This is a genomic window from Heyndrickxia sp. FSL W8-0496 (genome assembly GCF_038007825.1).
Taxonomy (GTDB): domain Bacteria; phylum Bacillota; class Bacilli; order Bacillales; family Bacillaceae_C; genus Heyndrickxia; species Heyndrickxia oleronia.
In genome coordinates this window covers 4,134,600-4,148,744 of sequence record NZ_JBBOXX010000001.1, presented here as the reverse complement: position 1 = coordinate 4,148,744, position 14,145 = coordinate 4,134,600, and the positions used below count along the sequence as shown (strand labels likewise).

17 protein-coding genes are annotated in these 14,145 nt (G+C 34.3%); 14 read left to right on the top strand and 3 right to left on the bottom strand.

Translation table 11 applies throughout. The annotated features are described in order from the left end of the window. Window positions 1-50: 50 nt before the first annotated feature. The 4 genes from NST63_RS20985 (at window position 51) to NST63_RS20970 (ending at window position 2,729) form a co-directional block, all read left to right on the top strand. The gene (locus tag NST63_RS20985) at window positions 51-401 is read left to right on the top strand and encodes a VOC family protein (protein WP_341043638.1); all 351 of its coding nucleotides are present in this window, start codon (window positions 51-53) and stop codon (window positions 399-401) included. 229 nt (window positions 402-630) lie between these two features. Continuing rightward, on the top strand, window positions 631-1,176 hold the full coding sequence (locus NST63_RS20980; protein ID WP_341043637.1) for a DUF1572 family protein: 546 nt from the start codon (window positions 631-633) through the stop codon (window positions 1,174-1,176). A 461-nt stretch (window positions 1,177-1,637) separates the two neighbouring features. Continuing rightward, window positions 1,638-2,147 (top strand): GNAT family N-acetyltransferase, encoded by a 510-nt coding sequence (locus tag NST63_RS20975; RefSeq protein ID WP_341043636.1) that lies wholly within the window; start codon window positions 1,638-1,640, stop codon window positions 2,145-2,147. A 45-nt stretch (window positions 2,148-2,192) separates the two neighbouring features. Further along, window positions 2,193-2,729: a nucleotidyltransferase domain-containing protein gene (locus tag NST63_RS20970; RefSeq protein WP_341043635.1), complete on the top strand. Its 537-nt coding sequence runs from the start codon at window positions 2,193-2,195 to the stop codon at window positions 2,727-2,729. A 215-nt stretch (window positions 2,730-2,944) separates the two neighbouring features. On the opposite strand, the gene NST63_RS20965 is transcribed toward NST63_RS20970, so the two are convergent. Then, window positions 2,945-3,376: an HTH domain-containing protein gene (locus NST63_RS20965; RefSeq protein ID WP_058006219.1), complete on the bottom strand. Its 432-nt coding sequence runs from the start codon at window positions 3,374-3,376 to the stop codon at window positions 2,945-2,947. A gap of 224 nt (window positions 3,377-3,600) precedes the next feature. On the opposite strand from NST63_RS20965, the gene NST63_RS20960 reads away from it, so the two are divergent. Both NST63_RS20960 and NST63_RS20955 read left to right on the top strand, forming a co-directional pair. Continuing rightward, window positions 3,601-4,383, top strand: coding sequence for a putative protein N(5)-glutamine methyltransferase (locus NST63_RS20960; RefSeq protein WP_436580670.1), 783 nt, complete (start codon window positions 3,601-3,603; stop codon window positions 4,381-4,383). A 390-nt stretch (window positions 4,384-4,773) separates the two neighbouring features. After that, a complete protein-coding gene (locus NST63_RS20955; protein ID WP_216386047.1) occupies window positions 4,774-5,544 on the top strand; it encodes a prolipoprotein diacylglyceryl transferase in 771 nt (256 codons plus the stop codon). Between the two features lie 151 nt (window positions 5,545-5,695). On the opposite strand, the gene NST63_RS20950 is transcribed toward NST63_RS20955, so the two are convergent. Then, a complete protein-coding gene (locus NST63_RS20950; RefSeq protein WP_161809564.1) occupies window positions 5,696-5,854 on the bottom strand; it encodes a hypothetical protein in 159 nt (52 codons plus the stop codon). Window positions 5,855-6,139: 285 nt separating this feature from the next. Between NST63_RS20950 and NST63_RS20945 the strand changes: the two genes are divergently transcribed. From NST63_RS20945 to NST63_RS20920, 6 genes are all read left to right on the top strand, one after another. Continuing rightward, window positions 6,140-6,466, top strand: coding sequence for a metalloregulator ArsR/SmtB family transcription factor (locus tag NST63_RS20945; protein ID WP_341043634.1), 327 nt, complete (start codon window positions 6,140-6,142; stop codon window positions 6,464-6,466). Then, a complete protein-coding gene (locus tag NST63_RS20940; RefSeq protein WP_341043633.1) occupies window positions 6,459-7,151 on the top strand; it encodes an SRPBCC domain-containing protein in 693 nt (230 codons plus the stop codon). The genes NST63_RS20945 and NST63_RS20940 overlap by 8 nt, the downstream gene beginning before the upstream one ends. 68 nt (window positions 7,152-7,219) lie before the next feature. Continuing rightward, complete coding sequence (locus NST63_RS20935) at window positions 7,220-7,762, top strand: hypothetical protein (RefSeq protein ID WP_341043632.1); 543 nt, start codon at window positions 7,220-7,222, stop codon at window positions 7,760-7,762. A 179-nt stretch (window positions 7,763-7,941) separates the two neighbouring features. Next, window positions 7,942-8,388: a DUF3888 domain-containing protein gene (locus tag NST63_RS20930; protein WP_212944280.1), complete on the top strand. Its 447-nt coding sequence runs from the start codon at window positions 7,942-7,944 to the stop codon at window positions 8,386-8,388. A gap of 868 nt (window positions 8,389-9,256) precedes the next feature. Beyond that, a complete protein-coding gene (locus NST63_RS20925) occupies window positions 9,257-10,408 on the top strand; it encodes a cation:proton antiporter (protein ID WP_212944282.1) in 1,152 nt (383 codons plus the stop codon). 155 nt (window positions 10,409-10,563) lie between these two features. Continuing rightward, window positions 10,564-11,403 carry an alpha/beta fold hydrolase gene (locus tag NST63_RS20920; RefSeq protein ID WP_341043631.1) on the top strand — a complete coding sequence of 280 codons (840 nt, stop codon included), beginning with the start codon at window positions 10,564-10,566 and terminating at the stop codon, window positions 11,401-11,403. Window positions 11,404-11,457: 54 nt separating this feature from the next. On the opposite strand, the gene NST63_RS20915 is transcribed toward NST63_RS20920, so the two are convergent. Next, the gene (locus tag NST63_RS20915) at window positions 11,458-11,616 is read right to left on the bottom strand and encodes a hypothetical protein (protein ID WP_341043630.1); all 159 of its coding nucleotides are present in this window, start codon (window positions 11,614-11,616) and stop codon (window positions 11,458-11,460) included. 354 nt (window positions 11,617-11,970) lie between these two features. Here NST63_RS20915 and NST63_RS20910 point away from each other — a divergent pair, with 354 nt between their 5' ends. Together NST63_RS20910 and NST63_RS20905 are read left to right on the top strand one after the other, a co-directional pair. Then, window positions 11,971-12,816 (top strand): GyrI-like domain-containing protein, encoded by an 846-nt coding sequence (locus NST63_RS20910; protein ID WP_058006667.1) that lies wholly within the window; start codon window positions 11,971-11,973, stop codon window positions 12,814-12,816. A 331-nt stretch (window positions 12,817-13,147) separates the two neighbouring features. Beyond that, window positions 13,148-14,143 (top strand): ROK family transcriptional regulator, encoded by a 996-nt coding sequence (locus NST63_RS20905; protein WP_341044229.1) that lies wholly within the window; start codon window positions 13,148-13,150, stop codon window positions 14,141-14,143. The last annotated feature ends 2 nt before the right edge of the window (window positions 14,144-14,145 follow it).

The window sequence follows — 14,145 nt, the reverse complement described above, 5'->3', positions numbered from 1 at the left end:
CTAGATGGTGGAATTAAAATTGGGCATCAAAACGATAGGGGAGTGTATAGATGAAGGTCAAACGAATTGTTTATAATGTTGAGACGAAGGACATCTCTAAAGCAAAGTACTTTTACGGGGAATTGCTTGGGCTTGATCAACTGATGGATATGGGGTTTATTGCAACGTATGGATCACATGAGAAAATGGACATTCAAATTAGCTTTCTTTCAGAAGGAGGCTCCGGGACACCAGTTCCCGACTTGTCCATCGAAGTTGATGATCTTGACCATGCATTAACTCGCGTAATAGAAGCGGAGATTCCAATTGAGTACGGGCCAGTTGATGAGCCATGGGGAGTTCGGCGCTTTTATGTAAGGGATCCATTCGGGAATCTAGTCAATATTCTTACCCACTTATAGAAGAATGAGATAACATTTTTAAATGCAGCCCATTAATTGAACCCATAGATACATATGATTTAAATGATTAAACTTCTTGAAGTGCAATGAGCTTGTGAAAAAAACATAAAGTAATGGGGACGTTTATCGAAGAAGGATTAATGCTTTTTTTGTTGAAGATATTAAGCTAACGGATTAGGTTATTTCATTATGTGTTTGCAGCACATCGAGAAAAAAAGGAGGGATGTATTTGAGCAGCTTTGAAAAAGAATACCTATCTATTATAATTGGGCAATTAAAACACTTTAAAGAACGGGCAGAAAAGGGGATACATCAATTATCTGAAGATGAATTACACTGGAAGCCGAGTGAAGAGTCCAATAGTATTGCAATCATCATTAAGCATTTAAGTGGGAATATGCACTCTAGATGGGTAGATTTTTTGACCTCTGATGGGGAAAAACCTTATAGAAATAGAGATTTAGAATTTGTAGATAAAAATGAAACGAAAGAATGTCTAATGAAAAGTTGGGAAGAAGGATGGAAATTACTTTTTAATACAATAGAAAATCTTAAACCAGAGGATTTAAATAAAACGGTTACCCTTAGGAAACAGCCTTTAAGTGTTCTTCAAGCAATTCAAACTGAATTGGTTCATATTAGTTATCATTTGGGACAAATTCTTTACATTGGGAAGCAAATAAAGGATAAAGATTGGACTATATTAAGTATTCCTAAGAATGGATCGAAAGAATTTAATGGAAAGGTAGCAACTAAAAAAATGGTGAAAAGTTGAATAGGTTTATTACAGTAACCCTATCTGTGATTTTATTCTCAACAATATTTTCTGGGATTTCATATGTTCCCAGTTCTCAACGGGAACCTAATGTTTATTATTTTGGTTTTTTTGAAACGTTAATTTTAGTTATGATTTATGCTGGACCTGTTTATTCATTTGTAGGACTACCACTTTCAATTTTTATTGATAAGCTAATTGAGAAATCTAATTGCAAGTCAGTCTGGACAAGATATTTTGTTGGACTCGGATTATATTCATTATTGGGTATATTCGTTGGGTTTATTTTTCTTATATTACTTATTCGAAATAATAATATATATCATATGGAAGTTTTTTTATATTCAATATACGGCTTTATCGCATCAAATATTTATTATCATTTGTTTCTATTAATTTCAAATAAAAATAGAAAATAGATATTTTGTAGGAGTAAACATTTAAAGCGGTGGTGAGTTATTGTGGATATTACAATTGAGAAATTAAAAGATGAAGATGCTAAGAAATTATATGAATTTGAACTTGATAACCGTGGTTTTTTTGAAAAAATGGTACCGAGTCGAGGGGAGGATTACTATAACTTTGAGAATTTTAAAATAAGACATAAAGAATTACTGGATGAACAAGCTTTAGGGTTATCGTATTTTTATTTAATCAAGAATAAGAAAGGCTCAATTCTCGGGAGAATGAACTTAGTAGATATTGATAAAGTAAAGCAATTAGGTCACATAGGCTATAGAGTGGCAGAAGAGTGTAGTGGAAAAGGGGTCGCTAGTATAGCATTAAAGCTATTATTAGAATCTATAGATACGAAAGGTATAAAAAAATTATTAGCAAAGACAACGGATATTAATGTAGCGTCTCAAAAAGTATTGGAGAAAAACGGTTTTAAGTTTATAGAAACAAGCGATGAAGAATTTACCTTCAATGGACAGAGGGTAAAGTTTCTTTTTTATATGTGGACAATGTAAGTAATTCTAACAATCAGGAACTCTTTGTCGAATAGGAGGCGTCTCATGAAAAATGAAGTTTTAGATGAACAAACAGAGTCACAATTAAAAGTATTGGGTGAGATGAGTAAAATTTCTGAAGCACTTGAAATAGAATTCTGGTTACGTGGCGGGTGGGCTATTGATTTTCTGCTAGGCAAAATTACTCGGTCACATGATGATATTGATTTAGTCACTTGGATACAGAATAGAGAACGATTAGAAAAAGAACTTGTAAAAGTAGGCTATGAGCAAATTCCTGTTAAAAAGGAATTTCAAAATAGGCAGTCTGATTTCAAAAAGGGGAATGTGGAAGTTACATATTGTTATATCACCCAATCCGTTGATGGGAATCTTATAATGAACGGGTTGCCAGAATGGATTTGGCGAAAAGATTCCCTGCTAACCCAAAGTTTCATGTTGCATGGAATATCGGCAAATATCTTAAACCCAAAACAGCTTTTGGAAGAAAAAGAAGTATATGAACAAATTGGTCGACCACATCGCCAAAAGGATGCAGAAAGTAAAAAGATATTATACCGTTTAATATCGGATTTTAAGTAGGAATGTATTTAAAGTATTGGATATAAGGTGTTATTTTTTCAGTTAATAAATTTATACAGACCCTAACAAATTTTTTGATAAAGAAAATAAAGTTAGACAATAGAGTAAATTTTGTTATACATCCCTTATTAGTATTAGCCATCACTGAAGAAGAAAAAGATAAAAAGGGATTCTTTGCCTAATTAAAAATAAATGAGCATTTATAAAGCGAATGCTTATTTTTGATTTAGTATAAAATTAAGCATGACTAGATTAACGCATATTTTTAATTCTATTTCCTTTTTTATTGATCCATTTTCTTTAAAAGTTAAAAGCTCATCCTCCTCTACATTTATCATTTTAGCTATATTGCTAATAGATAAGTGGAACTCTTCAATTAATGTATCTAACAATATTTGTACTCTTTCGTTTGCTTCCATACCTGGAAGACCATAATTCAACATAGCGGAAATGTATTCTATTTTTTCCTTTTCATTATTTGTCATTTCCTCGTCTTTTACATTATTTATTTTACTTATAGGGATATTAAATAACCTTGATAGTTGTTCAGGTGTTAATTTAAAGTTTTTTGATAAAATCCGGAGCTTTTCTTTATAAACATTAGAATTTTTATTGGACATACTTGAATTTCCAAAATATCCAGTCATCGAAATCAATCTCCTTAAATATAAAAATATCGGAATCTTCCCTCGTGATAGTATATACTTCGTTTTGGAAAAAATAAACACTATGAGAGGGGCTATCGAATGAAAAAACTTTTTTAGTATCTTAGTGCTGCTAAGAAAGAAGGATATTCATCATTTTTAGCGTATTTAATGAGTAATTAAGAAGAAAAAGGGTGAGAGGCATAGGGGAAAAGCAAAATATAATAGTGGATGATCAAATCTTAGAATCTATTGTCGACAAGCTACGGAGTGCGGGTTGTGTTTTTGCAGAAGAGGAGACTCAACTGCTTATTTCAGAGGCACAATCTTTACCGGACCTTTTAAAAAAGGTAGAGATGTGCACTAAGGGAATACCTCTTGAATATGTCGTTGGATGGGCAATGTTCTGTGGTTTACGAATAGAAGTGGAACAGGGAGTTTTTATTCCTCGGCGTCGTACTGAATTTCTTGTTCATCAAGCTGAAAAATTGGCTTGTGTAGGTGATATGATCGTTGATCTTTGCTGTGGATCAGGGGCTATAGGTGCAGCTCTGGCAGCTGCTCTTAAAGAAATTACTTTATATAGTTCTGACATCGATTCCATTGCAACCCAATGTGCAAAGAGAAACGTATCAAAATTCGGTGGAAATGTTCTTAAAGGTGACTTGTTTAATGCATTACCAGAAGTGCTAAGAGGTCGAATAAATATTTTGGTTGCTAATGTTCCATACGTTCCCACAAAAGCAATAGAACGGCTACCATCTGAGGCTCGTGTTCATGAACCCAATATTGCTTTAAACGGGGGAGATGATGGCTTGACTATCTTACGAAGAGTGGTGGAAGAAGCTCCCTATTGGCTTGAACAGGGAGGGAACCTATTGATAGAGACCAGTGAAATGCAAGCACCTTATGCTTATGAAATTTTTACTAGTGTTGGATTAACAACAAAAGTAGTAAAGGAAGAAGAACTGGATGCAACAGTTGTCATTGGAACCAAATCATTACTTTGAATGTTTCGGCATCTGCGTGTTGAATGGAAACATAACAAAGAAGATTGTAGTTAAGTGAAAAGGAGGATGAGATGAAGAACTATTGAGGGTCAATAGCTCTTTTTTTTTGACTAAAAGTGCAGTAGTGTTGAAGAGTGGTATTTGTTGTCATTGCTAAATATGGTTATATGCATATAAAGCGGTGGGGATTTTGTAGATTAGAGATAAAGTTTGATAAAAACAAGCCATTACTATACTATGTTTCTGAAAGTAGTTTTTTTATTCTGATAAATTAAGTGTAAAATTGTATATGGTTAATAGGAAATAAAGAGATAAATTAGGTTTATGTAACAGAAAACAAATAATTTCTAAAAACTTGAACCAAAAAATAATTTTTTAGGAGGAGAGGACATGTACAATGAGCTTCTTAAAATTGGGCCAGTAACTATTTATGGGTATGGATTAATGATTGCGCTTGGTATATTTTTTGCATACCGACTCCTTGTTCATCGAGCCACAAACCGTCCATTTGAATTATCGCATATTTTTTCACTAACCGTGTGGGGACTAGTTGGTGGATTCATTGGAGCAAAACTGTTGTATTGGATTACTCAATTTCCAAATATTATTAGTCATCCTAGCATCCTTCTGAACTTTGGGGAAGGATTTGTTGTATACGGAGGAATTATTGGCGGTATTTTGGCTGGTTTAGTGTATTGCAAAATGAAAAATATTAAATTCCTACAGCACCTGGACCTTTTTGTACCTTCCATTGCATTAGCACAGGGGTTTGGAAGAATCGGCTGTTTGCTCGCAGGCTGTTGTTATGGTGAAGAAACACACAGCTTTCTGGGAATGACCTTTCACCACTCTGACATTGCTCCGAATGATGTTAAATTAATACCCACTCAAATCATGGAGAGTGTGTTTAGCTTTGCTCTCTGCATCCTTTTGCTTTATTTGGCGAAAAGAACGAAAAAACCCGGACTCGTTTCCTGCATCTATTTAATTCTTTACAGCACTGGAAGATTTGTCATTGAGTTTTTCAGAGGAGATATTATTCGAGGTCAAGTGGGTGTGCTTTCAACCTCGCAATTTATCGCACTCATGATTATGCTCGTGACCGGCATCTTTCTAGTTATGTCACAAAAACAAAATAGATTTATCGGTAAAAATGTATAAATGTTAGAATTGAACTAAAAACCAAGCCTCTTGTCCGTAGTGGGCAGGAGGCTTGGTTTGATGATTGATATTCTATCGGATTTGGTTTAATGAAGGAATTACTAAAAGTAACGGAGGAATTAAATAAAACGGCCATTAGTTATTTTCTAATTTAAAACGGTCCTGCCCCTGGTGGAGGTAGGTTATTTCTTTGGTCATAAGGGTTTTTTTCAAGGTCTTTGTCCATTCTCTTTTTAGTATTAGAACTATTTGAAAAGAAAACTATTGGAAGTACAATTAGTATTCCCAATAATACATATAACCACCACATAGATGACTCAACCTCCTTTAAATTTATGATAACACAAGTAATGATTAAATAATTATAATTTTCTAAAAATAAACATCAGTTTATTACATTTACATCCATTAATATTTTATGATTATAACAACAGGATGAAACCTAACTGTCAAACAGAAAGGAGAACATTTTTCGAGAGGGGTGGTTTGGTTATAAAATGTATTCAACTTTTCAGAAAAATATTGACAATTATTCCTTTTATTTTTATACTACATATAACCTAATGGTTATATGATGAGGGTGAGGGTATGATAGGTGCCAGATATTTATCGAGCTTTAGGTGATTCAACACGAAGGCGTATATTAAGTATGCTAAAACAAGGAAATAAAACTCAAAAGGAGATAGTCGAAGCATTTGATATCTCTCAGCCTGCGATTAAGAAGCATTTGACTATTTTATTGGAGGAAAGAATGATCTCAGAAAGGTTGAATGGGAAATATCGTATCTATTCATTAAATCTCAGCATACTCCAAACGGCTTACCAAGAAATGCTTCATTACATTGGGGAACTACTTGATGAACAGCTCATAAGTTTAAAAAATTATGTGGAAAAAGGAGAGTTTCGAGATAAAGATGACTGAGGAATCCGTAGTGAGAGAAATTGTCGTTTATGCCCCTTTAGAGCAAGTTTGGGATGCGTTGACAAAGTCTGAGCATTTAAACCGTTGGTATACCAAAAATGCTGAGATTGAATTTCGAATAGGTGGAAGAGGCTATATGGAACATGGCTGGGGGGCAACATCTGAAGGGGTATTTACAGAAATAGATCCAATGAAACGCTTTGTACTTCAGAGCCTTGATGGGGATTTTACGACCATTACTTCTTTAAAAGAAGTTGAAAATGGGATTCAGGTAAGTATTGAATATCAGGCTTCTTTTATTAGTCATATGAACCCAGCTACAAAGGAAAATATGTTGTTTGGAACAGCTCAATTTTTAGAAAATCTAAAGAGCGTCTATGAAACTGGAATTGATAATCGCTCAAAATATTGGAAAACATGGATTGGTATTGCACATACAACCAACGAGAAAAATAAAGGTACAAAGGTTTTACAGGTGAAGGAAGGTTCGGTAGCAGAGGCTGCTGGAATTAAGCCTGATGATATTATTATAGAAATGGATGGAAATGAAATTGAAGGATATGAATCATTTGAACGAACATTAAATCAAAGCACTGTCGATTGCGTAGTTGCTTTGACCATTTTAAGACAAAGTGAAAAGCTTCAGATAAACTGTCTTGTAGATAGATATCCAGTGCCTTATTAAAAATCAATGAAGGTTTATGAAAATAAAGGAGAGGTATGCAAAAGCCTTTTGAAATAGAGGTGGATGTTATGAAGAAAGGAAACCAACCAGTTGTTATTGCTATTTCGGGAGTTTCTGGTGGAGGGAAAACAACTATAGCCAAACATTTAAATGATAGATTATCTAGTTCTGAATTACTATTTTTTGATGACTATGATTTTGATGGTCCCAATGACATTATTCATTGGGTTGATAATGGGGCTAATTATGATGAGTGGAATTTAGATCCATTCATTAAAGATATAAAGAGATTACTCTCTGAGCCTTTAGATTTCATTGTACTTGATTATCCATTTGCCTATAAGCACTCTAAAACTAGTCAATTGATTGATTTAGCTGTGTATATTGATACTCCATTGGATATAGCAATGGCACGTAGATTAATAAGAGATTTTAAAAATAGCTCCCATGAAAGAATCTTGATTGAAATGGAAAATTATATTTCACAAGGAAGACGGGGCTATCTTGAAATGCTAAAGACAATTAAGCCTAATTCAGACATCATTGTAGATGGAACATTTTCGATATCCAGAATTGTAAATGAAATATATGATGTAATCATAAAGAGATAAAATTTATATGGAAACAAAGTTATAGTACGAATGGGGGCTTAATTCAAATGGATTTTGCTCTTTTTTTTATAGTGAAATTGGAAAATTAAATATGATCGAATGGATTAATGATTTGCTGATAATTAAAAATTAATCTGTGAGGAAAACTAAAAAAAATTCTGTGATATGGAGGGGTAAATATGAATAAATACATCATTCCTTTACTTATCGCACTTTCATTTGTTTTTCCATGGGATGATTCTTGTTATGCACAAATAAATCATTCATACCCATCCGAAGACTCCAAAGAGTTAATGATTAAAGATATTCTAATGCTTTTGTTAGGTAAAGAAATAGAAAAAGTGGTTAGCGATTACTACTCTGATTATTTAACTGAATCACCAATGGTCTATCCATACCAAGTTGATATTGTGAACGTTGAAAGAGTTGATGGATTTCGATCCTTTCATTTTCTAATTACATTAGAAACTACACCAGTCGTTGGACCGCATATATCAGTTGGAAAGGACAGGATAACATTTGAAATAGCTCCAACAATTCCTGGCGACGTTAAATTAAATAAATTCGAACATCTTGAAACACATGATCTTCCTCCACATTGGCAACACATAATAAAACAGAAATAAATATTTATGGAAAGCTGTTTTCCTATAGTTTGTTGCTTTTGTCAAAGCCCAACTGCATGTTTTACAACCAATAAAGGATTCAAAGCGATTTTATAGAGTTTTCAGCTCTGTTTTTTTTTTGAAATGAAAGGGACTAGCTGAATGAATCGGTATTTTCTTCCTTCTCGGTATTCAAACACTCCATTTGGTTACAATATAGACGCAATAACCTCCTTCAGGGTAATCAATCGCTCAGTATGGTTACCGTGTACACTCGTTTTTCTTGATCAGGGTAATCAATCGCTCAGTATGGTTACCGTGTACACTCGTTTTTCTTGATCAGGGTAATCAATCGCTCAGTATGGTTACCGTGTACACTCGTTTTTCTTGATCAGGGTAATCAATCACTCAGTATGGTTACCGTGTACACTCGTTTTTCTTGATCAGGGTAATCAATCGCTCAGTATGTTACCGTGTACACTCGTTTTTCTTGATCAGGGTAATCAATCACTCAGTATGGTTACCGTGTACACTCGTTTTTCTTGATCAGGGTAATCAATCGCTCAGTATGGTTACCGTGTACACTCGTTTTTCTTCTTCAGGGTAATCAATCGCTCTGTAAGGTTACCGCATATTGATTCAAACTTTACTTCTTAATGATTGTCGACTCTATATAACTGTTTTGATTCCGTCGATATCTGGTTAATGAAAATATTAAAAGAATTTTCCTGCTTTTCAGCTTTGAAATATGTTACAATGTAAATAATTAAATACAACGTACTTGGAGGAGCCTGTCACTAAGGGACTATTATGTCTTTTAGTAACAGGCTCTTTTTGTATTTTTGGTTAGATTTTAACCAATCTTATAAAAAGAAAGGTGGTCAAAAGGGTGGTAATATTACAATTAGCCATTATTTTAATTGCATCAAAAATAGCTGGAAGTTTGAGTGTAAGATTAGGGCAGCCATCTGTTCTTGGAAAACTTTTAATTGGTATTGTTCTGGGTCCATCGGTATTAGGATTAGTAAATGAGACAGAAACATTAGCTGAATTTAGTCAAATAGGTGTTATCTTATTAATGTTTATTGCTGGATTAGAGACCGATTTAGAAGAATTCAAACGAACAGGAAAGGCATCAACATTTGTAGGTTTTGGAGGGATAATTGTTCCACTTGTTTTAGGTTATTTTGGGGGAATCATTTTAAGTCTAACTACGATGGAATCATGGTTTTTAGGTTTATTGCTTTCGGCGACAAGTGTGAGTATATCCGTTCAAGCACTTAAAGAAATGAACAAATTAAAAACACCTGAAGGAACGACGATATTAGGAGCTGCCGTCATTGATGATGTTGTAGTCATCATTGCATTGGCCTTCTTAATGAGTTTTGCTGGGGGAGATGTTCATTTAACGACTGTTATTTTAAAGAAAGTTGTATTCTTTGCAGCAGCTATTCTTATTGGTTGGAAGGTAGTTCCTTGGTTTTTGAAGAGGTTCTCATCATTAAAAGTAACAGAAACGGTCATTTCGTCTGCATTAATTATCTGTTTTATTTATGCCTATTTTGCGGAATATACAGGTGTTGCAGCAATCATTGGAGCTTATATTGCTGGTGTAGCCATAAGTGTAACTAACTTCAAACACGAGGTTTTTGAGAAGGTTGAAACGATTAGTTATTCCATTTTCGTTCCGGTGTTTTTTACCTCTATTGGTGTTACAGCACAATTTACGGGTATTACGAAAAACCTAGGTATTATAATCATTCTGAGTATATTAGCAATTTTAACGAAGTTAATTGGCGCTTCTATTGGTGCTAAACTAGCTGGTTTTGGGTGGAATAGCTCATTGGGGATAGGTTCAGCAATGGTTTCTCGTGGGGAAGTGGCATTAATAATTGCATCTATTGGTTTAGAATCAAAGTTATTAAGTCAAGACATGTTTGCTGTCATTGTTGTGGTTGTACTTGTGACCACCATTGTTACCCCTCCAATGATGAAAATGTTTTTTAAATCACATCCTAAAAAAGAATCGAATATCGCTTAACAAATGATCACATCATTCGTTTCTAACTAAGTGAAGGTCCTATACACAGAAACTGAGTTAACGATCGAAGCGTTTATCCAAGAAGGATAAACGCTTTTTTTGTTGAAGTTACTAAATGAATAAATCAGGATAATAGGAGAAGATGAGGGAGAAAAATGTGGAAGCAAGATTTTATTGAAACAAATAGAGGGAAATTTGAAGTGTTCGTTTCAGGTAGTGGCAATCCTTTGTGCGTCACCCATCTATATTGTTCATATGATGAGCGTGGAAATACTTTTGCCAATCCATTTACATCTGATTATAAAGTATTCTTAATTAATCTTCGTGGCTGTGGTAATTCTGTCAAAGCCGATAGTGAAAATCAATATAGTATGGATGAATCCGTGAAAGATTTAGAAGCTATCCGAATTGCTTTAGGATATGATAAATGGGGATTTGCTGGGCATTCCACAGGAGGGATGCTCGCACTTAAATATGCCATACTTGTACCATCATCATTAACAAAGATAATTGCCGGAGGAACTTCCGCTAGTAAAGAATATAGTTCAGATCCGAAGTGTATTTATTCCAGAAGGAATCCTAACTTTACTCGCATAATGGAGATAATGAGCCAACTGAATGATCCGCGTACCCCCACAGAAACTCGGAAACAATTAGGATATGAATGGGATTTAATGTCCTTTTATTCAGAGGAAACACTTAAAGAGGCGTTAAAAATCCCTAACAGTGGTAAGACTGTGGGCGTTCGTCTAAACCATTTTATTGCGAAAGAAATTCCTACATATGACTTAAGAGAAGATCTAGTAAACATAACAACACCAAGTTATATTTATGCTAGTGAGCATGATGTAGAATGTCCTTATAAATATGGGGTAGAGATTGCAAATTTAATTCCCAATGCCAAACTAACAACATTTCAGCATAGTAATCATCATCCTTTTGTAGAAGAAGCTGATAAATTTAAGAAGTTCGTTAAGTCTACTTGCGTTCAGTAGACTGAAATGAAATAGACAGTGGATAAGGGGGAAAAAAGCCACTTGAAGTGGCTTTTAATCGCGCATTGCTCCTGCTTCTCGGGATGTCATTGCACCTTGTCCTTGGCTTACATCTTTTTGAATTTCTTGTTTTACCTTTTGTGTATCAGTACCTGCAAATTCTGGTTTCATAATAGAACCCATATTTTGTTTACCTTGTTGATTCTGTTGCATACTGAGATCACCTCGGATTATTATTTAACTTTAGTATTTACAAAGAAATTGGTTCTATGAGATGTTATTTAAAGTAAAGTGGCATACGAATCATTCTTTGGGTAATCTCTCCTTTATTAGATTGGTAAATCATTTCAAGTCTTTGATGTGGATTCCATTGCTTTTTATAAAAAAGGAGGACTGTAAAAATCAATACAAATGTTTAGGGGGCTCCATTTTATAGGAAACGATCAGAAGGAAAAATAGCTTATCCTTCTATTAAATGTCGTAGTTATTTACCAACATTTTTAGGCATGAAATGTCGGGTAGTATGATTATTCATGTTTTACAGTATAGTTGAAAGGGAGTATGGCTATGGATTGGCTACATAGAATGAATCATGCATTGGATTATATTGAAAGTAATTTGGATGAAGAGATTGATTATAAAAAGATTGCAAAGGCAGCTAATTGCTCTGAATTTCATTTTTCAAGAATGTTTTCTTCCATCTCAGGGATATCGCTTTCTGAATATATTAGAAGAAGGCGATTAACACTCGCTGCATTTGAAATTCAAACAAGTGATATTCGGATCATCGATGTGGCAATAAAATATGGTTATGTTTCTTCTGATACTTTCTCACGTGCTTTTCAAAAAATGCATGGAGTAACCCCATCTAATGCGCGTAATAAAGGTGTCCAGTTGAAAGCCTTTCCGAAAATTTCCTTTCAAATTTCTATTAAAGGAGATACCGAGATGGATTACAGAATTGAAAAGCTAGATTTCGAATTAAGAATTGTAGGAAAAGGTAAACCAGTAAAGACTAGCAGAGCATTTAATACAATTCCTACGCTTTGGAACACTGCAAAAAAAGATGGATTCATGCAGGAATTAAAAGATATGTCATGGGAAAATCCAAAATGCACGCTTGAAAGCCTTTTGGGGGTTTGTGGAAAAGAGGCAGCCATAACAGATGAAGAGTTTACTTACTTTATGGGTGTGAGATACGATGGGGAACCCCCAGCCGAAATGGAAACACTCATTATTCCAGCAAGTACATGGGCTGTTTTTCCGAACATAGTGGATGCATGGAAACGTTTATATTCTGAATGGGTTCCAACTTCTGAGTACGAACTTGCAAATTTACCGTGTATAGAATGTTATTACGGTCCAAAGCATAAACCACGACATGAACTTTGGGTCCCTGTTTTACCAAAGTAAAATATATACATTTGTAAGATACCGTTTATTTGAAACGGAAAAAGCCCAATTCTCAAATTTAGCTTCTGAGGAAATTGAGGCTTTTTATATTTGGATGTTGTTAAGGATGTAAATCCGCATTTTCCAGAAGGTTCATCTATTTTACTAACGAAGCACTTTTTTATAAGGATGCGTACAGATTTTATAATCAGAAAGTTGTTAAAAGTTCAATTTAATATTGTTATTAAAAAACTTATATGGTATATTGTCACCAAAACTTATTAAAGTTCTTTAATAAGTATTTAGTTAGGTGGTGAAATTAGTGAGTGACCTTTTTGCAACACCAAAATCGATGAAGAAGCTTATCCTTCGTGGTATTCGTTCGACTCTTTTAGACCTTGGAAGTGCGACTAAACTTGAGCTAAGCCACGCTTTAGATATTAGTTTTCCAACGATAAGCAAGTTTTTAACGCAAATGGAGAAGGATGGGGAAATTATTTCAGTGGGTTTTGATGCATCTAGTGGTGGGAGAAAGGCGAAAAGATATAGATACAATCCGGAGCATATGCTAGGTCTTGCCATTTTCTTAGAGAAGACAGAGACGAATTATGCAATTTTCAATTGTGTCGGTGAAATAAAGAAACTTGGAAAAGCTCCAAGTGTATTAGTTGATGATGGTTTGAATTTATTAACTAAGTGTATTGAAAATATAATGACTACCTATTCCAAAATCAGTTCGGTTGCAATTGGAGTTCCAGGTTCAGTTGATAGTGGTCGGGTTTTTCATATACCTGGTTACATGCAATTTCAAAATTTTGACTTGAAAGGATACTATGAGGATTATTTTTCTTTACCTGTTGTAGTAGAGAATGATATGAATGCCGCTGTTCTCGGATTTCACCATCATAAGGGGATCAAAGAAAATCAATCACTAGTATATTTGTATTCTGGTCAAAATGGTCCGGGAGCGGGAATTATGATTAATGGGGATGTAGTAAGAGGAAGCACTTTTTTCTCTGGAGAGGTTTCATACATCCCACAGTATAATGATCGAAATTTTGGTCAGGTGTTAGAAAAGAAAAGTGGATCAAGAATGATTGCCGAGGATGATGAAATAGATGCAATCAGTAGATTAATAGCCTCATTTGTAGCGATTATAAACCCTCATACGATCATCTTTTGTAATGATGAAGTTGAAAAGAAAGTATTGGAAAAAATCACGAAAGTCAGTTCGCAATATATTCCACCAGAACATCTACCAGAGTTAACAGTGAGTGAGTGGAAGCAGGACTATTTATTTGGATTACAAAGCCTTGGAATTGATCTTATGATGAACAGAAGCAAATAAAC

Coding starts and splice junctions, on each gene's coding strand:
- NST63_RS20985 (WP_341043638.1), top strand. CDS start 51: ATGAAGGTCAAACGAATTGTTTATAATGTTGAGACGAAGGACATCTCT.
- NST63_RS20970 (WP_341043635.1), top strand. CDS start 2,193: ATGAAAAATGAAGTTTTAGATGAACAAACAGAGTCACAATTAAAAGTA.
- NST63_RS20965 (WP_058006219.1), bottom strand. CDS start 3,376: ATGACTGGATATTTTGGAAATTCAAGTATGTCCAATAAAAATTCTAAT.
- NST63_RS20955 (WP_216386047.1), top strand. CDS start 4,774: ATGTACAATGAGCTTCTTAAAATTGGGCCAGTAACTATTTATGGGTAT.
- NST63_RS20950 (WP_161809564.1), bottom strand. CDS start 5,854: ATGTGGTGGTTATATGTATTATTGGGAATACTAATTGTACTTCCAATA.
- NST63_RS20940 (WP_341043633.1), top strand. CDS start 6,459: ATGACTGAGGAATCCGTAGTGAGAGAAATTGTCGTTTATGCCCCTTTA.
- NST63_RS20935 (WP_341043632.1), top strand. CDS start 7,220: ATGAAGAAAGGAAACCAACCAGTTGTTATTGCTATTTCGGGAGTTTCT.
- NST63_RS20930 (WP_212944280.1), top strand. CDS start 7,942: ATGAATAAATACATCATTCCTTTACTTATCGCACTTTCATTTGTTTTT.
- NST63_RS20920 (WP_341043631.1), top strand. CDS start 10,564: ATGTGGAAGCAAGATTTTATTGAAACAAATAGAGGGAAATTTGAAGTG.
- NST63_RS20915 (WP_341043630.1), bottom strand. CDS start 11,616: ATGCAACAGAATCAACAAGGTAAACAAAATATGGGTTCTATTATGAAA.
- NST63_RS20910 (WP_058006667.1), top strand. CDS start 11,971: ATGGATTGGCTACATAGAATGAATCATGCATTGGATTATATTGAAAGT.
- NST63_RS20905 (WP_341044229.1), top strand. CDS start 13,148: ATGAAGAAGCTTATCCTTCGTGGTATTCGTTCGACTCTTTTAGACCTT.